This is a genomic window from Rhodophyticola sp. (assembly GCF_965284195.1).
Classification (GTDB): domain Bacteria; phylum Pseudomonadota; class Alphaproteobacteria; order Rhodobacterales; family Rhodobacteraceae; genus Rhodophyticola.
The window spans coordinates 3,252,566-3,270,479 of the sequence record NZ_CBDIRM010000001.1 but is presented as its reverse complement, the minus strand read 5'-3'; the positions used below and the strand labels follow the sequence as shown (position 1 = coordinate 3,270,479).

Below are 17,914 nucleotides of genomic sequence, written 5' to 3'. Positions count from 1 at the left end.
TGTAGGCTGCGCAGGTGCGAACAGGGGAGCCGCCGGCATGACCGCGCAAGTCACACCAATGATGGCGCAATACATGGAGATAAAGGCGCAGCACCGCGATGCGCTGTTGTTCTACCGCATGGGCGATTTCTACGAGATGTTCTTCGATGATGCGGTTGCAGCCGCGGAGGCGCTGGACATCGCACTGACCAAACGCGGCAAGCATAACGGCGACGATATCCCGATGTGCGGTGTCCCGGCCCATTCCGCCGAGGGGTATCTGCTCACCCTGATCCGCAAGGGGTTCCGCGTGGCGGTTTGCGAACAGATGGAAGACCCGGCGGAGGCAAAGAAACGCGGGTCGAAATCGGTGGTCCGCCGGGAGGTGGTCCGGCTCGTCACGCCGGGTACACTGACCGAGGACAGCCTGCTTGACGCGCGGCGCCACAATTATCTTGCCGCCTACGCCGAGGTGCGGGGCGAGGGCGCGCTTGCCTGGGCCGATATCTCCACCGGCGCGTTTCAGGTCATGGCCTGCCCACCGGTGCAATTATCCCCCGAACTTGCCCGGCTCGGCCCCCGTGAGGTGCTGGTTTCCGATGGCTTGGACGGCGCGCGGCAGGATCTGATTCGGGACAGCGGCGCGGCACTGACCCATCTGTCTCCGGCAAGCTTCGACAGTGGCTCGGCAGAGACACGGATTCAGTCTCTGTTTCAGGTCAAAACGCTCGATCCCTTCGGGTCCTTCACCCGTCCGGATCTCAGCGCGATGGGCGCGCTGATCGACTATCTGCAGATCACCCAGAAAGGCAATCTGCCGTTGCTCAGGCCCCCTCTGAAACAGAGCTCCGGCCGGGTCATGCAGATTGACGCCGCCACGCGCCGCAATCTGGAACTGACGGCCAGCCTGAACGGCGGGCGCGCGGGCAGTTTGGCAGCGACAATCGACCGGACTCTGACCGCCGGCGGCGCGCGGCTGTTTGAGCGGCGGTTATCCAGCCCCTCCACCCATCTTGCCACGATCACCGCCCGCCATGACGCGGTGGCCGCCATGTTCGACAACACCGGGCTGGCCGCCGATATCCGGGCGGCGTTGCGGCAGGTGCCGGACCTGGACCGGGCCCTGTCGCGGCTTGCGCTGGACCGGGGTGGGCCGCGCGATCTGGCCGCGATCCGCAACGGATTGACCGCCGCCGAAGCATTGGCGCAACTGGTCAGCGGTGCGGAGCTCCCGGAAATTCTGGCGGACGCCGCAAGGGATTTGCGCGGCCATGACGATCTTGTGGCGCATCTGGGCGATGCGCTGGTTGCCGAGCCGCCTCTTCTTGCGCGGGAAGGCGGTTTCATCGCGCCCGGTTTCGACAACGACCTCGACGAGGCGCGCAGCCTGCGGGACGAGGGTCGGGGCGTCATCGCGAAAATGCAGGCGGATTACGTGGAAAAGGCCGGGGTCCCATCGCTCAAGATCAAGCATAACAACGTGCTTGGCTATTTCATCGAAACCACGGCGACCCATGCGGAAAAAATGCTCTCCCCGCCCCTTTCGGGTAGCTTCATTCATCGGCAGACCACGGCGAATGCGGTGCGGTTCACCACGGTGGAGCTGTCGGAGCTGGAAACCAAGATCCTGAATGCCGGTCAGCGCGCGCTCACGATCGAAAAGACCCTGTTCGAGACACTCCAGGCCGCGATCCTCGATGAACACGACCGGATCGGCACCACTGCGCGCGCGCTGGCCGAGCTTGATGTGGCCACGGCGCTGGCCGATCTGGCCCGCGATAAGGACTGGACCCGGCCGAAGGTGGATGACAGCCGGGAGTTTGTGATCACGGATGGCAGGCATCCGGTTGTGGAAGCCGCACTTCAGGCCGCCGGAGAGCCCTTCATTGCCAATGACTGCCGGCTGAGCGCAGGGAAGGATGCGGCCGCCATCACCTTGCTCACCGGGCCGAATATGGCGGGTAAATCGACCTTCCTGCGGCAGAATGCGCTGATCGCCATTCTTGCACAGATGGGGGCTTTCGTGCCGGCCAGTGCCGCGCATATCGGGATTGTGAGCCAGGTTTTCAGCCGCGTGGGCGCCTCCGATGATCTCGCGAGGGGGCGGTCGACCTTCATGGTGGAGATGGTGGAAACCGCGACGATCCTCAATCAGGCGGATGACCGCGCTTTGGTTATCCTGGATGAAATCGGGCGCGGAACGGCCACTTATGACGGGCTTTCGATTGCATGGGCCACGCTGGAACATCTGCATGCGGTCAACAGATGCCGCGCGCTTTTCGCGACCCATTATCACGAGATGACAAGCCTGGCCGCCCGGCTGGAGGGCGTGGCCAATGCCACCGTCGCGGTGAAGGAGTGGGATGGCGAGGTGATCTTCCTTCACGAGGTGCGCGAAGGTGCGGCGGATCGCTCCTATGGCGTGCAGGTTGCAAAGCTGGCCGGGCTGCCCGCTTCGGTCATCTCGCGGGCGCAGACGGTCCTTGAGGCGCTTGAACGCGGAGAGCGGGAGGGAAGTCAGCGAAAGGACACGCTGATCGATGACCTCCCTCTTTTCGCTGTATCTCCGCAACCGCAGGTCGCGGCCCCCAGGCAATCTCCGCTCGAAGATCGCCTGAGGCAGATTCACCCGGACGAGTTGACCGCGCGCGAGGCGCTTTCACTGATCTACGAGTTGAAAGCCGCGATGGGAGATTAGGACGCGGGCATGGAGGACACGCCGACCTGCGCCGGTCTCAGCAACCGGTCATGCAACATGAAACCTTCGGCCATCACCTCGATGATCTCGCCCGCCTTCGTGCCCGGCACCGGTGCCTCGAACATCGCCTGATGCTGTTGCGGGTCGAACTTGTCTCCGGCTTGCGGGGCGATGGGCGTCATCCCATGTTTGGTGAAAACGTTGAGAAGCTCCCGAAGGGTCAACTCGACGCCGTCGATCACACCACCGGCCACGGCTTTCTGATCATCGTTCACGATATCCAGCGCACGGCGGAGATTGTCGTAGACCGGCAGAAGATCCCGCGCCAGACGCGAGCCTCCGTACTGCTCGGCCTCGCGACGGTCCCGTTCGCCGCGTTTGCGCATGTTTTCCGAATCGGCCAACACCCGCAAAAGCCGGTCTTTCAGCTCATCGCGTTCCGCTTTCAACGCGTCTAATTCGGAAACCTGAGGCTCCGCGATGCCTTCGGCGTCCATCATCTCGTCGAGGCTTGCCTCTATCTCTTCCACATCATCCAGGAACGGATCTTCCTTGGGATCTGCCATATCTTACCCTTTTAACCCCGGTCGGAGATCAGCTTTCCGACCAGCTGTGCCGTATAATCAACGATCGGAACGATCCGACCATAATTCAGACGAGTCGGCCCGATGACACCCACCGCACCGACGATCTTTCGGTCAGCGTTCATATAAGGAGAGACCACCAGAGAGGAACCCGAAAGTGAAAATAACTTGTTCTCCGACCCGATAAATATGCGCACACCCTCGCCACCTTCGGTCAGCTCCAGGAATTCGGCGATATCGCGCTTGCGTTCCAGGTCGTCAAACAGGGTACGGATGCGATCCAGATCGTCGTTTTCGGGCGCGTTGTCCAGAAGATGCGAGCGGCCACGAACGATCAGACGCTCGGTTCGGTCGCCCTCGTTCTCCCATATGGCAAGCCCGCTCTCGATCAGGCCCCGTGCAAGACTGTCGATCTCCTGACGGCGGGCCTTTATCTCGGTCTCCATGACGCTGCGAAGGGTCCGGAGGGTCTTGCCGGCGGCAAGCGCGTTCAGAAAATTGGCCGCCTCCCGCATGGAGCTTGGTGTCTGGCCCGGCGGTGGCTGGAACAGCCGGTTTTCCACATGCCCATCGCCGAACACCAGAACCACAAGTGCCTGATCCGGCGAAAGGGATACGAACTCGATATGTTTGATCGGCGCTTCGTGCTTTGGCGCCAGAACAAGGCTGGCCCCATGGGTCACGCCGGACAGGGCGGATCCGATGCGGTCGAGCATCGAGGTCACGTCCTCGGAATTGCCGCCAAGCGTGGCGTCGATCTTGCCGCGGTCCTCGTCTGTCAGGTCGCCGACCTCCAGAAGCCCGTCAACGAACATCCGCAGGCCCAACTGCGTCGGAACGCGACCAGCCGAGATATGGGGGCTGCCGAGCAGACCGAGATATTCCAGATCCTGCATCACGTTCCGCACGGTCGCCGCGGAAACCTGTTCCGACAGGCTGCGCGTAAGCGTGCGCGACCCCACCGGCGCGCCGGATTCCAGATATCCCTCCACCACGCGGCGAAACACCTCGCGGGAGCGATCGTTCATCTCGTTCAGGATATTCGACTGGTCTGCCATTTTCAGCTTCATCCTCGGAGCCGGGCCATTAAGCGGCGCGGCGTGGAAGAGGTCAATCGGGGTTGCGCCCGCGCGCCATGGCGGACTATCCAGACCAAACACATTCCACGGAGTCAGATATGCGCCCTTCCGGCCGAAACCTAGACGAGCTGCGCCCGATTTCCATCGAAACCGGTGTGACGGCACATGCCGAGGGCTCCTGCCTGATCAAATGCGGGAACACCCATGTTCTCTGCACCGCCTCCCTCGAAGAGCGTGTACCGCCGTTTCTGAAGAACACCGGGCTCGGCTGGGTCACCGCCGAGTACGGTATGCTCCCCCGGGCGACACATACCCGGATGCGCCGCGAAGCGACCGCCGGCAAGCAATCGGGCCGCACGCAGGAAATCCAGCGGCTGATCGGGCGGTCCCTCCGCGCGGGGATCGACCGCGTTGCTCTGGGCGAACGCCAGATCACCGTCGATTGCGATGTGATCCAGGCCGACGGCGGCACCCGCTGCGCCTCCATCACCGGCGGATGGGTGGCCTTGCGGCTTGCCGTGAACAAGCTGATGGCTGCCGGTGACGTTCTCTCGGACCCGATCACCGATCATGTGGCGGCCATCTCCTGCGGTGTCTATGCAGGCCAACCCGTTCTGGATCTGGACTATCCCGAAGACAGCGAAGCAGGCACCGACGCCAATTTCGTCATGACCGGCAGCGCGCAGATGATAGAGGTGCAGGCCAGTGCGGAGGGCGCGACCTTCTCGCGCGACCAGTTTGCGGAACTCCTGTCACTGGCGGAAAAGGGTGTGTCCGAACTGGTCGCCGCACAAGCGAAGGCAATTGCCTGAGATGCGCCGATTTTCTGGCGATACCCTGCTTGTGGCGACCCACAATCAGGGCAAGCTGGAGGAAATCGCGCATCTTCTGGAGCCCTACGGTATCAGGGTCACTTCCGCCAAGGACCACGGTCTTCCCGAACCGGAAGAAACGGGAACCAGCTTTGTCGAAAACGCCCGCCTGAAAGCACATGCCGCGGCGCAGGCCACCGGTCTGCCGGCTCTGGCCGATGACAGCGGTATCGAGATCGATGCGCTGGACGGCGCACCCGGCGTTTACACCGCCGATTGGGCCGAAACCGATCATGGGCGGAATTTCGTCATGGCGATGACCCGGGCCCATGATGCGCTGGAGGCGAAAAACGCCGCGTTTCCCAGAACGGCGCGGTTCTGCTGCACCCTCGTACTCGCTTGGCCCGACGGCCATGACGAGGTGTTTCCCGGTGTGATGGAAGGTCAATTTGTCTGGCCGATGCGTGGAAGCCAGGGCCATGGCTATGACCCGGTTTTTCAACCCGACGGGTATGATATCACCTTTGGCGAAATGGACCGGTGGGAAAAGAACAAGATCAGCCACCGCGCCGATGCCTTCCGCAAACTGGTAGCGATCTTTGGCGATGGCTGACTGGCAAAACGCGGGGTTCGGCCTGTATCTGCACTGGCCATTCTGTCAGGCCAAATGCCCCTATTGCGATTTCAACTCCCACGTATCCGCCGAGATCGACCACGGCCGCTGGCAGAGGGCCTTTCTGGCGGAACTTGAACGGGCGGGCCGTGAAACAGGGGGCCGGACGCTGAACAGCGTCTTTTTCGGCGGCGGAACGCCGTCCCTCATGGCGCCGGACCTCGTCCGCTCGATCATAGACCAGATCCGCAAGACATGGCCGGTCGCCAACGATCTGGAAATCACGCTGGAGGCGAACCCGACATCGGTGGAGGCCGGGAAGTTCCGGAGTTTCCGGGAGGCGGGCGTCACCCGGATCTCCATGGGTATTCAGGCAATGAACGATGACGACCTGAAGCGCCTGGGGAGGTTGCACACGGTCGAGGAGGCGGTGAACGCCTTCGACATTGCCAGAAACGCCTTCGACAGGGTCAGTTTCGATCTGATCTATGCACGCCAGCATCAGACCCTTGAGGCGTGGAAGACGGAGCTGAGCGAGGCCCTCTCGCTCGCGCTGGATCACCTGTCCCTCTACCAGCTGACCATTGAGGATGGCACCGCCTTCGGGGACCGCTACCGCCTGGGCCGGCTGCCCGGGTTGCCGGGCGATGACCTTGGCGCGGATATGTATGAGCTGACGCAGGAGCTGTGCGAACGGGCGGGGTTTCCCGCCTATGAGATCTCCAACCACGCGGCAGACATGGCTCAATCCCGGCACAATCTGATCTATTGGCGCGGTGGTGATTACCTTGGCATCGGTCCGGGCGCCCATGGGCGGCTTTCCCTCGGATCGAGGAGATTTGCAACGGAAACACATCGCATGCCGCAGGCGTGGCTCGAACAGGTCGAACAGACGGGAAGCGGAGAAACGGCACGGACCGAGCTTTCGCAAGCGGATCAAGCACATGAATATCTCATGATGAGCCTGCGCCTCGCCGAAGGCAGCAACCTCGTCCGCTATGAGGCCCTGAATGGCGCCGGGATCGACCCTGATAGGCTGGATAGACTGGCGGAAGATGGCTTCATAGAGATCAGGGGCACACAACTTGCTGCCACCAAGCGGGGCCGGCCCGTCCTCAACGCGATCTTGCGCGAATTGCTTGTCAGCTAGCCACGATTGAGTATGCGAACGATATCGTCGAGTTGCGCTAAGTCTTTGTATTTAATGGAAATAATGCCGGAACCCTGCGCGATATCGTGATCAATGCCAACCTTCATGCCGATCGCAGCCGACAAATCACCTTCCAATGCCTTGGTGTCCGCGTCTTTCTCCGAAGGTTTCCGAGCTGTCTGCTTTTTCCGGCCCGGAGTGTCCTTGGCAAGTTTCTCCACATCGCGAACCGACATGGCTCTGGAAATGACCCTTTGCGCCAGCCCGATCGGATCGTCCGCGGTGATCAGGGCCCGCGCATGACTAGCCGACAACCGCCCGTCGCGAACAAACTCCTGCACCTCCTCCGGCAGATTCAGGAGCCTCAGAAGGTTTGCCACATGGCTGCGGCTTTTTCCCATAGCCTCCGCCAGCTTTTCCTGCGTGTGGCCGAACCGGTCCATCAGTTGCCGATAGCCGGTTGCCTCTTCCAGCGGATTGAGATCAGACCGTTGAATATTCTCGATTATCGCGACTTCAAGCACTTCCGTATCATTGAAGTCCCGCACAATGGCCGGAACTTCATGAAGCTGGGCAAGCTGCGCCGCGCGCCAGCGCCGTTCCCCGGCGACGATCTGATACATCCCCGGCTCGACGGGATCGGGGCGAAGGATAAGCGGCTGAATCACGCCCTTTTCCCGGATTGACGCGGCAAGCTCGTTCAGGGCCTCTTCCGTGAAGCTCCGACGCGGCTGATCGGGATTGGGATGGATCATTTCCACCGGAATCCTGAGATCTGCGCGCCGCGCGACGGGATCGGAAGGGTCAGCGGGTGCTTCGGGCGCAGGCTCGATATCCGCCATCAGGGCCGAAAGACCCCGCCCAAGACCGCGTTTTTCCCGTTTCGATGCCATAGCGCCTCTCCTCAAGCCGTCGCGAGATGACGATCCAGCATCTCTCTCGCCAGGTTCATGTATGCCCGGCTCCCGCTCGAAGCCGGATCGTATTCCAGAACCGGAATTGAATACGAAGGCGCCTCGCTCAGCCGGACATTTCGCGGAATTCGCGTCTCATAGACCAGATCGCCGAGGGTCTCACGTGCATCCTCTTCCACCTGGCGAGACAGGTTGTTGCGCTGATCGTACATCGTCAGCACGACCCCCTCGATCCGCAAGGCGGGGTTGGCGGTCTGGCGCACCTCCCGGATCGTCAGCATCAGCTGCGACAGCCCTTCGAGCGCAAAGAACTCCGATTGCAGCGGGACCAGCACAGCATCTGCCGCCACCATCGCATTTATCGTAAGAAGATTCAAAGACGGCGGGCAATCGATCAGCACGATGTCGAAATCCTTCGTCGCCCTGTTGGCCAGGCTATCCTTCAGCATGAACACGCGGTTTTCATTGGCGACCATCTCGATATCGGCCGAGCTGAGATCGGTTGTGGCCGGTGCGATCCAGAGATTTTCGACACTCGTCCTTCTGATGATCTCCGCCAGCGGCGTATCTTCCAATATGAGATCATAGGTCGTCAGGTCACGGTTCCGGGCGTCGATACCCAGACCGGTAGATGCATTCCCCTGCGGATCGAGATCAAGAATGAGCGTCCGCTGCCCTTCCAACGCAAGCGCTGCCCCCAGATTTATGGCTGTCGTCGTCTTTCCGACGCCACCCTTCTGATTGGCGATGGCGACAATCCGGGCCCTGGTTGCATCAGACACGTGCCAGCTCCTCTATCTTGTAGATTACAGCGCCTGCAGCCGTCTGACTTTCGACCTCTGTGACCTTCATGTGCCATTCCCCGCGCGCAACGTCCAGTTCCGTCGCGTGATTTGCGCCCTTTTGGAACAGGCAGATGCCATCGGCCGCAAGATGAGGCGCCGCAAGCTCGCAAAGGCGGCCGAGCGGCGCGAGAGCCCGGGCGGAAATGACCGCAGCATTCTGCGCAGGTGCATCTTCGATCCGCCGCGTCAGAACGGAGATCCTGACACCGGTCTGACGCGCGACATCCCTCAGAAAACTGCCCTTCCTGAGATCGCTCTCGATGAACGTGAACCTGAGCTCCGGCGCTTTCTCGGCCGCAAGGATTCCGCAAACCAGCCCCGGAAACCCGCCGCCACTACCAAGGTCGAGCCAAAGTCCGGCATCTTGCTGCCGAAGAGGAAAAATCTGCGCACTGTCGAGGAAATGCCTTTGCCAAAGCGCATCGAGCGACCCGGGCGCGACAAGATTGATCGCTTTTTGCCATTTCACGAGCGCTTCGGCAAAAGTCACGAGCCGATTCCATGTTTCACGTGAAACATCCGCCGCGAGCCGGGCCTGAGCTTCGGCCTCGGTCATGCGCGTTTACGTTCGGCCTGGCGAAGTTTCGTAAGCAGAAGCGTCAGTGCCGCCGGCGTCATTCCGTCGATACGGCCCGCCTGCCCAAGACTGCGAGGGCGCACCATAGACAGCTTGCCCTTCACCTCATTCGAAAGTCCCTCGATCATGTCGAAAGCAAATCCTTCCGGAATTTCATAGGCTTCGTCCCGCTTCAGCGCAGCTACATCGCGGGCCTGCCGTTCGATATAGTTCACGTACTGCGCCTCTCGGGCGATCTGATCGCGCGTCTCCTTGTCGATCTCTTTCAACTCGGGCCAGATCACATCCAGATCGGAAAGCGCGATATCCGGGAAGGCCAGCAGATCGATTGCGCTGCGGCGCGTTCCGTCCTGATTGATCCGCAAACCGTGGGCCCGCCCCTCGGACGGCGAAACGGATCTTTCCCTCATGATGTCATATGCATGTGACAGGCGCTCTATCTTCGCGCCGAATGTCCGGCGACGCTCTTCGAAGATGATGCCAAGCCTGTCGGCAAGCGGTGTCAGGCGCTGATCCGCATTGTCCGCCCGCAATGTCAGCCGGAACTCCGCGCGGGAGGTGAACATCCGGTAGGGTTCCGTCACGCCCCGGGTCACCAGATCGTCGATCATCACGCCGATATAGGCCTGATCCCGCCCAAGCACGATCTTGTCGCGGCCCAGCGCAGCATGTGCCGCGTTCAGACCTGCAATCAGCCCCTGCGCCGCAGCTTCTTCGTAACCGGTTGTCCCGTTGATCTGCCCGGCAAGAAACAACCGACCAACGTCTTTCAGCTCAAGAGTTGGTGACAACGCGCGCGGATCGACATAATCGTACTCGATCGCATATCCGGGCTGCGCGATTTCCGCCCGCTCAAGGCCGCGAATGGAGGTGACATAGCTTTCCTGAACGTCCGCCGGGAGAGATGTGGAAATCCCGTTCGGGTATACCAGATCGCTTTCAAGCCCCTCCGGCTCCAGGAAAATCTGGTGGGAGTCCTTGTCCGCGAAGCGAACGATCTTGTCTTCGATCGAGGGGCAATAGCGCGGGCCTACGCTATCGATATGCCCCCCATACATGGCGGATCGCCCCAGATTTTCACGGATGATGTCGTGCGTCTTCGTATTTGTATGCGTGATGCCACAGCTGATTTGCTTCGCGAAGGGCTTCGTCGACAAAAAAGAAAACATCACCGGCTCGCGATCTGCCGGTTGCAGCTCGAGAATATCCCAGTTGATACTGTCCCGCCGGAGTCGCGGTGGTGTGCCTGTCTTCAGCCGCCCGAGCGGAAGACCAAACGCATCGATCTGTTCAGCCATGCGAACCGAGGGCTTCTCCCCCATCCGCCCACCTGGTCGACGCTGATCGCCGATATGGATGACGCCACGGAGGAACGTCCCCGTCGTCAGAACAACCGCCGCCGCGCGCAGCTCTGCGCCATCGGCCAGCCGGATACCCGATACGGCCCCTGCGGACATCAGAAACTCGGCCGCCTCACCTTCGATAATTTCCAGATTCGGTGTGGAGAACAACGCGTCCTGCATCGCATTGCGGTACAGCGCGCGGTCCGATTGGGTACGGGGGCCCTGAACAGCCGGCCCTTTGCTGCGGTTCAGAAGCCGGAACTGAATACCGGAACGGTCCGCGACCTGCCCCATCACACCGCCCAGCGCATCGATTTCCCGAACGAGATGGCCCTTGCCAAGCCCGCCGATGGCCGGATTGCAGGACATCACCCCGATAGCTGACCGCGACAGGGTTACCAGACCGGTGCGCGCACCGGCCCGGGCTGCGGCCGACGCAGCCTCGCAACCGGCATGCCCACCGCCAACAACCAGAACATCGTAATCACCGTGTTTCACGTGAAACACTCCTACTTCCCGATGCAAAAGCTGGAGAAGACCTCTCCAAGTACCATTTCCACATCAATACGACCAACCAGAGCATCCAGCTTCCGAATCGCAGTTCGCAAATGCTCCGCTGCATGCTCTGTCCGGCCAGAGCCGTTCTCTACCTCAGATCTGGCCATAACTAAAGCCGCCTGAGCCGCTTCCATCGCCTCCCTGTGCCGGGCATGTGTTGCGGTCTGCGCGCGTGCAGCCTGCCTCGACAGACGCTCCGAAATCTGTTCCCCAAGCCATGTCACACCGACACCCGTCTTGCCCGACACAGCCGGATGGCTTTCACCACGAAGATCGGCCTTGCCCAGACAAATAATGTCCTCCTCGCCAAGCTCAAGCGGTGGTTCTTCCCCGGGACGCGATTGCAGATAGACGCGCAGATCTGCACCCTGCGCCCGGTCCAATGCTCTCGCTATGCCGAGTTTCTCCACAACGTCATCGGAGGCGCGCAAACCTGCGGTATCCAGCAACGTCACCGCCAGCCCGTCCAGCTCCATTCGCACCTCGATTACATCGCGGGTGGTTCCGGCAACCTCCGACGTGATCGCGGCCTCCCGTCCTGCGAGGTAGTTGAGAAGCGTGGATTTCCCCGCATTGGGCGCGCCGAGAATCGCCACCTCGAACCCGTCGCGAACTCGCTCCGCAAACCGGCTTCCAGCAATCTCTGCCTCAAGGCCGCCAGCGACGTTGTCGATCAGCTTGGATACCTCCGGCGTAACATCTTCCGGCACATCTTCATCGGCGAAATCGATGGTCGCTTCCAGCAGGGCGGCGGCCCGCAAAAGCGCGCCACGCCATCCATCAACGATCTCTCCGAAGCGCCCAGAAAAAACCTGCATCGCCAGCCGCCGCTGCGCATCCGTCTCCGCTTCGATAAGAGCACCCAAACCCTCCACCTGCACCAGATCCAACCGGTTGTTCAGCAATGCCCGGCGGGTGAATTCGCCGGGTTCGGCACCCCGTGCAAGCCCGGTCGCGGAGATCTCAGACAAGATCGAATTTACGACCGAGATACTACCATGTCCTTGAAATTCAACAATATCTTCACCGGTAAAGCTGTTGGGAGCGGTGAAGGTCAGAACCAGCGCCTGGTCCAGCAACTCACCATCGCCCGCTCTGAGATCGCGAAGCCCCGCGCGGCCGCTATCCGGTAACCGGCCTGCCAGCTTGCGCCCGATATCATGGGCGTAAGGCCCCGATACCCGGATCACCGAAACACCGGCTCTTCCTGGCGCGGACGCCAGGGCAAAGATCGTATCCATCAGACCGCCCCAATATCCCGGATGGCGTCAGGTATTCATCGAGTCGAAGAATTCCGCGTTTGTCTTGGTCTGCTTCAGCTTCGAGATCAGGAACTCGATCGCGTCAGTCGTTCCCATCGGGTTCAGGATTCGGCGCAGAACATAGGTTTTCTGCAAATCGCCCTTGTCGACCAGAAGCTCCTCTTTCCGTGTGCCGGATTTGAGAATGTCCATGGCGGGAAACACCCGTTTGTCCGCAACCTTGCGGTCCAGCACGATCTCGGAGTTGCCCGTTCCCTTGAACTCTTCGAAGATCACCTCATCCATACGGCTGCCGGTATCGATCAGCGCCGTCGCGATAATGGTCAGCGACCCGCCTTCCTCGATATTCCTCGCGGCACCGAAAAAGCGTTTCGGGCGTTGCAGGGCGTTGGCATCCACACCACCCGTCAGGACCTTGCCCGAGGATGGCACGACCGTGTTGAAGGCGCGCCCAAGGCGCGTGATGGAATCGAGCAAGATCACCACGTCCCGCTTGTGCTCCACAAGCCGCTTCGCCTTCTCGATCACCATCTCGGAAACCGCCACGTGCCGGGTCGCCGGCTCGTCGAAGGTGGAGGAAACGACCTCCCCCTTCACGCTCCGCTGCATGTCCGTCACCTCTTCGGGGCGTTCGTCGATCAGCAGCACGATCAGATAACACTCCGGATGGTTCTGCTCGATCGAATGCGCGATGTTCTGCAGGATAACCGTTTTCCCCGTCCGCGGGGGCGCCACGATCAGTGAGCGCTGTCCCTTGCCGATGGGCGATACTAGGTCGATGATCCGTGCGGAGCGATCCTTGATCGTCGGATCCTCGATTTCCATCTTCAGGCGTTCGTCGGGATAAAGCGGCGTCAGGTTGTCGAAGGCGATCTTGTGTTTCGCCTTGGCAGGATCTTCGAAGTTGATCTTGCTCACTTTCACCAGCCCGAAATAACGCTCGTTCTCCCTCGGTGCGTTGATCACGCCTTCCAGCGTGTCGCCCGTGCGAAGGCTGTGCTGGCGGATCATCTCCGGCGAAACATAGATATCGTCCGGGCCCGGCAGATAGTTCGCCTCCGGAGAGCGCAGGAAGCCAAATCCGTCCTGCAGAACTTCCAGCACACCGTCGCCGGAGATTTCCCAGCCATCCTCGGCCCGCTCTTTCAGGATCGAGAACATCATGTCGCCCTTGCGCATGGTGGAGGCGTTCTCGATCTCCAGTTCCTCGGCCATCGACAGAAGGTCTTTGGGAGATTTGGCCTTGAGATCGGCCAGGTTCAGGGAATTCTCGGTCATGTGGGAAACACCATAAGGCCCCGCGATTTCTCAAGCGGGGCATGTCGTATTGAAATGGGAAGCGACAGGGCCGGACGGCCCATTGCAGGCCCGACATAGGAAGAGCTTGCGACGATGTCAACAAAACCTTCAGAAGGGGCGCGCAATCACCGAGACCACGATCACGATCAGCAGCAATGTCGGAACTTCGTTCATCAGCCGATAGGTACGGCCGCTGCGCGTATCGGTGCCGGCCAGAAGCTCTTTGCGGCGCAATCCCAGCCAATGATGAAACCAGGTCATCGCCAGAACCGCGGCGGTTTTCGTCCATGGCCACAGCTCCTGCCAGCTGACCACGCCCGGTGTGAAGACCAAAGCAAGACCAAAGATCCAAGTGGCGATCATCGCGGGGTTCATGATTGCCCGCAAAAGACGGACTTCCATCGTCTGAAACAGATCTGCGGTCTCTCCGCTCATCCCCACACGTTCGACATGGTAGACGAACAGTCTCGGGAGATAGAACAACCCCGCCATCCACGCGATAACAGATATCACGTGCAGGCTCTTCGTCCATGGGTAGGCCAGGACGAGAAAGTCGACGATCATGGGCTTGCTCCTTTCCCTCCCCAATAAAAATAAAAGGAATAGAAGAAAAGATGATGTTGTGTTTGTGCCGTGGATAACTCGGATAACTCAGGCATACACAGTCTATCCAAGATTTCACCCTCCCATCGTTAACCAGCCGAAGATGGTCGGGATTTTGCCCACATTTCTGGAATAAACAAACATTTTCAATAGCTTGAATATGTACAGCTTGAGGATAGGTCTGTATCATCCGCCCTGTCCAGCGTTTCGCGCCATCGGCCCACAAGCGAACGGGGATCTTTCACCAACGGGGATGGCGGGCCGTCGGGCAACGTGGGACATCGCGAAAAGCATGGCTGCGCGCCTCATCGGCTTCTATACACATTTCGATCACCGGGCTGCCCCGCCGGATATCCACAAAGTCATCCAAAGAGACCATGACCGAACTCATCCTCGCTTCAGGCTCCGCCACACGTCAGTCCATGCTGAAGCAGGTGGGCATCCCCTTTACATCGGTGCCCGCGCGCATCGACGAAGAGGCGATTCGGGGGGCGCTTGAACATGAAGGCGCCACGCCCCGGGATGTGGCCGATGCCCTGGCGGAATACAAAGCGCGCCGCGTTTCCGAGAAACATCCAGGAGCCATGGTGATCGGTTGCGATCAGGTGCTCGACCACAAGGGGCGTGTTCTCGCCAAGCCCGAAACACGGGACAATGCGCGAAACCAGCTCCAATCCCTCAGCGGTGGCCAGCATCGGCTTTTATCCGCAGTCGTCATCTACGAGGATCTGAAACCGGTCTGGCGCGTGGTTGGCCAGGTCCGCTTGTCGATGCGACCGTTGAGCGATGATTACATCGAGGATTATCTTGACAGAAACTGGCCGGATATCGCCGACAGCGTTGGGGGTTACAAGTTGGAACAGGAAGGCGCGCGGCTCTTCTTGCGGATCGATGGAGATTACTTCACAGTTTTAGGCCTGCCACTGTTGGATTTGTGCGGGTATCTCGTGAACCGGGGGATAATCGAGGGATGAGTGTCGAGGTGCCTCTGGCCGGCGTGATCGGTAACCCGGTTTCGCACAGCAAGTCGCCGGCCCTGCATGGGCATTGGCTGCGGCGCTACGGGATCAACGGCCACTATGTTCCTCTGAAAGTCACCCATGAAGACCTGAAGAAGGTCATGCGCGCGTTGCCGAAAATGGGTTTTCTGGGCGTCAACGTCACGATACCGCACAAGGAACAGGTGCTTTCCCTTGCCGATTCCGTCTCCGATCGCGCGGCGCTGATCGGTGCGGCCAACACCATCACCTTTTCCTCCAAGGGCAAGGTTCAGGCCGACAACACCGACGGTATGGGCTTCCTGGCCAATCTTCATCAGAACGCACCGGATTGGCGCGCCGATGCGGGGCCCGCTCTGGTTCTGGGCGCGGGGGGCGCCGCGCGCGCCATCGTGTCCGCCCTGTTGAGCGAAGGCGCGCCGGAGGTTTTCGTCGTGAACCGCACCCGCGCAAGGGGCGAAGCGCTGCGCGACAAGCTTGGTGCCCGGGTCAAGGTCGTGGACTGGACCCGCATACCCGAACTGCTGCCCGATCAGGCGTGCCTGGTCAATACCACCTCCCTGGGTATGGAGGGCGGGCAGCCACTCAATATCAACCTCTCGACGCTGAGACCCTCCACGCTCGTCACCGATGTCGTCTATACGCCCTTGCAGACACCGCTTTTACAGCAAGCTGCTGCCATCGGATGCTCCACGGTGGATGGGCTGGGCATGCTCTTGCATCAGGCGGTCCCGGGCTTCGAGCGCTGGTTCGGCCAGAAGCCGGAGGTGGATGACGCGCTGCGCCAGGCCGTGCTGACCGCATGAGCTTCGTTCTCGGCCTGACCGGTTCCATCGGAATGGGGAAATCCACGACCGCTCGGTTTTTCCGTGACCTCGGCATTCCGGTCTGGGATGCGGATGAAACGGTTCACCGGTTGTATTCCAAGGACGGGGCCGCCGTTTCGATGATTGCGGAGCTTCGCCCTGGCGCGGTTCGAAACGGCTGCGTCGACCGCGTGCATCTCAAGGCCTGGCTTGCGGAGGATCCGGCCGCCCTTTCCCGGATCGAGGCGATCGTTCATCCGCTGGTGGCGGCGGACCGCGCGCAGTTTCTGGAGGATCACGCGGAACGACCGCTTGTCGTTCTGGATATCCCGTTGCTTTTCGAAACGGGGGCCGATCTCTGGGTCGACGGCGTTCTCGTTGTCACGGCGGCGCCCGAGGTGCAGCGCGCGCGTGTTTTCGAACGCCCCGGCATGACGGAAGACACATTCAACACCATACTGTCGCGCCAGATGCCGGATGCGCAGAAACGGGCCCGCGCCGATTACGTGATCGAGACCAAGACCCTTGAACAAACGCGCGCCGCGGTCGAGACTCTGGTAAGCCAAATCACAAGAGGCCAGCATGCGTGAAATCGTTCTCGATACGGAAACCACGGGGTTTGAGCCCTCCGAAGGGCACCGGATTGTCGAAATCGGCGCGGTGGAGCTTTGGCAGCATGTGCCAACGGGGCGGACATATCACCAGTATATCAACCCCGAACGAGACATGCCGAACGAGGCCTTCGAGGTGCATGGGCTCGGCAATGATTTCCTGCGCGACAAGCCTATCTTCGCCGATATAGCCGATGCTTTTCTGGACTTCGTCGCGGATGGCACGCTTGTCATCCACAACGCCGCGTTTGACATGAAGTTTCTCAACGCCGAACTGTCCTGGGCCAAGAAACCGAAACTTCCGGACAGCCGCGCGCTGGACACGCTGGCAATCGCGCGGCGCAAGTTTCCGGGCTCTCCGGCGTCCCTCGATGCGCTCTGCCGCAGGTTCGGCGTGGATAACAGTGCGCGGGAAAAACACGGCGCCCTGCTGGATTCCGAGATTCTGGCGGAGGTCTATCTTGAGCTGATCGGCGGGCGGCAACCGGATTTCGCGCTGAGCACACAGCCGGCGGCATCGTCGGTTGATACGGGCGAAACGTGGCGCGCCTATCCGCGGCCCGCGCCCCTGCCCGGCCGCCTTTCCGAGGAAGAGGCGGCCGCACATGAGGATTTCGTGAAGGAGCTTGGTGAGGCCGCGCTTTGGGCGCGGTTCACCTGATCACGCGTCGGCGGTTTTCTTGGATTCGGCCCGCCGCGCGAGCTCGTTGCGGTAAATCGCAAGAAAATCCATGTTTTCAAGGTTGAGCGGCGGGAAACCACCATCGCGGGTGATGTCCGACACGATCCGCCGCAAAAATGGGAACAGCATGCGGGGGCATTCGATCATCAGGAACGGATGCAATTGCTCCTGCGGGACGTTTTCCACCTGGAAGATGCCCACGTAATCCAGCTCGATCAGGAAGATCGGCTGCGGCGTCTCGTCCTTGGTCTTGGATTCGATCTTCAGCTTCACGATCACATCGAACTGGTTTTCCTGCTCGCGCTTGCGGGCATCAAGCGCCACCTGAACCTGAATATCGGGCTGCGTCTGGGTCTGGATCGATTTCTGGGCAGCGATGTTCTCGAAAGACAGGTCACGAATGAATTGCCCAAGGATCTGCATGCGCGGGGGCGTGGGGGGCTGCGGTGCGGCGCCGTTTTCTTCGGCCATTGGGATCTCCGATTGAATAGTGTTGCGGTC

The 17,914-nt window shown here is 60.7% G+C and carries 18 protein-coding genes; 8 read left to right on the top strand and 10 right to left on the bottom strand.

Going from position 1 to position 17,914, the window contains the following annotated elements:
- Window positions 1-37: 37 nt before the first annotated feature.
- Window positions 38-2,677 (top strand): DNA mismatch repair protein MutS, encoded by a 2,640-nt coding sequence (mutS, locus tag ACQ651_RS16390; protein WP_430449864.1) that lies wholly within the window; start codon window positions 38-40, stop codon window positions 2,675-2,677.
- Here mutS and ACQ651_RS16385 read toward each other — a convergent pair.
- Both ACQ651_RS16385 and hrcA read right to left on the bottom strand, forming a co-directional pair.
- On the bottom strand, window positions 2,674-3,243 hold the full coding sequence (locus ACQ651_RS16385; RefSeq protein ID WP_430449863.1) for a nucleotide exchange factor GrpE: 570 nt from the start codon (window positions 3,241-3,243) through the stop codon (window positions 2,674-2,676). The two genes, mutS and ACQ651_RS16385, sit on opposite strands and share 4 nt — an antisense overlap.
- Before the next feature lie 11 nt (window positions 3,244-3,254).
- Window positions 3,255-4,319, bottom strand: a complete 1,065-nt coding sequence (gene hrcA, locus ACQ651_RS16380) for a heat-inducible transcriptional repressor HrcA (protein ID WP_227285581.1) — start codon at window positions 4,317-4,319, stop codon at window positions 3,255-3,257.
- A gap of 119 nt (window positions 4,320-4,438) precedes the next feature.
- Here hrcA and rph point away from each other — a divergent pair, with 119 nt between their 5' ends.
- The 3 genes from rph to hemW are packed head-to-tail and all read left to right on the top strand — an operon-like array spanning window position 4,439 to window position 6,915.
- Window positions 4,439-5,152 (top strand): ribonuclease PH, encoded by a 714-nt coding sequence (gene rph / locus ACQ651_RS16375; protein ID WP_227285582.1) that lies wholly within the window; start codon window positions 4,439-4,441, stop codon window positions 5,150-5,152.
- A gap of 1 nt (window position 5,153) precedes the next feature.
- A complete protein-coding gene (rdgB, locus tag ACQ651_RS16370) occupies window positions 5,154-5,765 on the top strand; it encodes an RdgB/HAM1 family non-canonical purine NTP pyrophosphatase (protein WP_227285583.1) in 612 nt (203 codons plus the stop codon).
- On the top strand, window positions 5,758-6,915 hold the full coding sequence (gene hemW, locus ACQ651_RS16365) for a radical SAM family heme chaperone HemW (RefSeq protein ID WP_430449862.1): 1,158 nt from the start codon (window positions 5,758-5,760) through the stop codon (window positions 6,913-6,915). The genes rdgB and hemW overlap by 8 nt, the downstream gene beginning before the upstream one ends.
- Here the strand turns inward: hemW and ACQ651_RS16360 are convergent.
- The 7 genes from ACQ651_RS16360 to hemJ form a co-directional block, all read right to left on the bottom strand.
- Window positions 6,912-7,808 (bottom strand): ParB/RepB/Spo0J family partition protein, encoded by an 897-nt coding sequence (locus ACQ651_RS16360; RefSeq protein ID WP_430449861.1) that lies wholly within the window; start codon window positions 7,806-7,808, stop codon window positions 6,912-6,914. The two genes, hemW and ACQ651_RS16360, sit on opposite strands and share 4 nt — an antisense overlap.
- A gap of 11 nt (window positions 7,809-7,819) precedes the next feature.
- Window positions 7,820-8,611: a ParA family protein gene (locus tag ACQ651_RS16355; protein WP_430449860.1), complete on the bottom strand. Its 792-nt coding sequence runs from the start codon at window positions 8,609-8,611 to the stop codon at window positions 7,820-7,822.
- Window positions 8,604-9,230 carry a 16S rRNA (guanine(527)-N(7))-methyltransferase RsmG gene (gene rsmG / locus ACQ651_RS16350; protein ID WP_430449859.1) on the bottom strand — a complete coding sequence of 209 codons (627 nt, stop codon included), beginning with the start codon at window positions 9,228-9,230 and terminating at the stop codon, window positions 8,604-8,606. The genes ACQ651_RS16355 and rsmG overlap by 8 nt, the downstream gene beginning before the upstream one ends.
- Complete coding sequence (gene mnmG / locus ACQ651_RS16345) at window positions 9,227-11,101, bottom strand: tRNA uridine-5-carboxymethylaminomethyl(34) synthesis enzyme MnmG (protein WP_430449858.1); 1,875 nt, start codon at window positions 11,099-11,101, stop codon at window positions 9,227-9,229. The genes rsmG and mnmG overlap by 4 nt, the downstream gene beginning before the upstream one ends.
- Before the next feature lie 2 nt (window positions 11,102-11,103).
- Window positions 11,104-12,393 carry a tRNA uridine-5-carboxymethylaminomethyl(34) synthesis GTPase MnmE gene (mnmE, locus tag ACQ651_RS16340; RefSeq protein WP_430449857.1) on the bottom strand — a complete coding sequence of 430 codons (1,290 nt, stop codon included), beginning with the start codon at window positions 12,391-12,393 and terminating at the stop codon, window positions 11,104-11,106.
- 27 nt (window positions 12,394-12,420) lie between these two features.
- On the bottom strand, window positions 12,421-13,692 hold the full coding sequence (gene rho, locus ACQ651_RS16335) for a transcription termination factor Rho (protein ID WP_121897595.1): 1,272 nt from the start codon (window positions 13,690-13,692) through the stop codon (window positions 12,421-12,423).
- A gap of 129 nt (window positions 13,693-13,821) precedes the next feature.
- Entirely contained in the window at window positions 13,822-14,277 is a 456-nt protein-coding gene (gene hemJ / locus ACQ651_RS16330) for a protoporphyrinogen oxidase HemJ (protein WP_430449856.1), read from the bottom strand.
- Between the two features lie 416 nt (window positions 14,278-14,693).
- Here hemJ and ACQ651_RS16325 point away from each other — a divergent pair, with 416 nt between their 5' ends.
- The 4 genes from ACQ651_RS16325 to dnaQ are packed head-to-tail and all read left to right on the top strand — an operon-like array spanning window position 14,694 to window position 17,392.
- Entirely contained in the window at window positions 14,694-15,290 is a 597-nt protein-coding gene (locus ACQ651_RS16325) for a Maf family protein (RefSeq protein WP_430449855.1), read from the top strand.
- Complete coding sequence (locus tag ACQ651_RS16320) at window positions 15,287-16,120, top strand: shikimate dehydrogenase (protein ID WP_430449854.1); 834 nt, start codon at window positions 15,287-15,289, stop codon at window positions 16,118-16,120. Before ACQ651_RS16325 ends, ACQ651_RS16320 begins: the two co-directional genes overlap by 4 nt.
- Entirely contained in the window at window positions 16,117-16,710 is a 594-nt protein-coding gene (gene coaE, locus ACQ651_RS16315; protein ID WP_430449853.1) for a dephospho-CoA kinase, read from the top strand. The genes ACQ651_RS16320 and coaE overlap by 4 nt, the downstream gene beginning before the upstream one ends.
- A complete protein-coding gene (dnaQ, locus tag ACQ651_RS16310) occupies window positions 16,703-17,392 on the top strand; it encodes a DNA polymerase III subunit epsilon (RefSeq protein ID WP_430449852.1) in 690 nt (229 codons plus the stop codon). The genes coaE and dnaQ overlap by 8 nt, the downstream gene beginning before the upstream one ends.
- Here the strand turns inward: dnaQ and secB are convergent, their stop codons facing one another.
- A complete protein-coding gene (gene secB, locus ACQ651_RS16305) occupies window positions 17,393-17,884 on the bottom strand; it encodes a protein-export chaperone SecB (protein WP_121897589.1) in 492 nt (163 codons plus the stop codon).
- Between the last annotated feature and the right edge of the window lie 30 nt (window positions 17,885-17,914).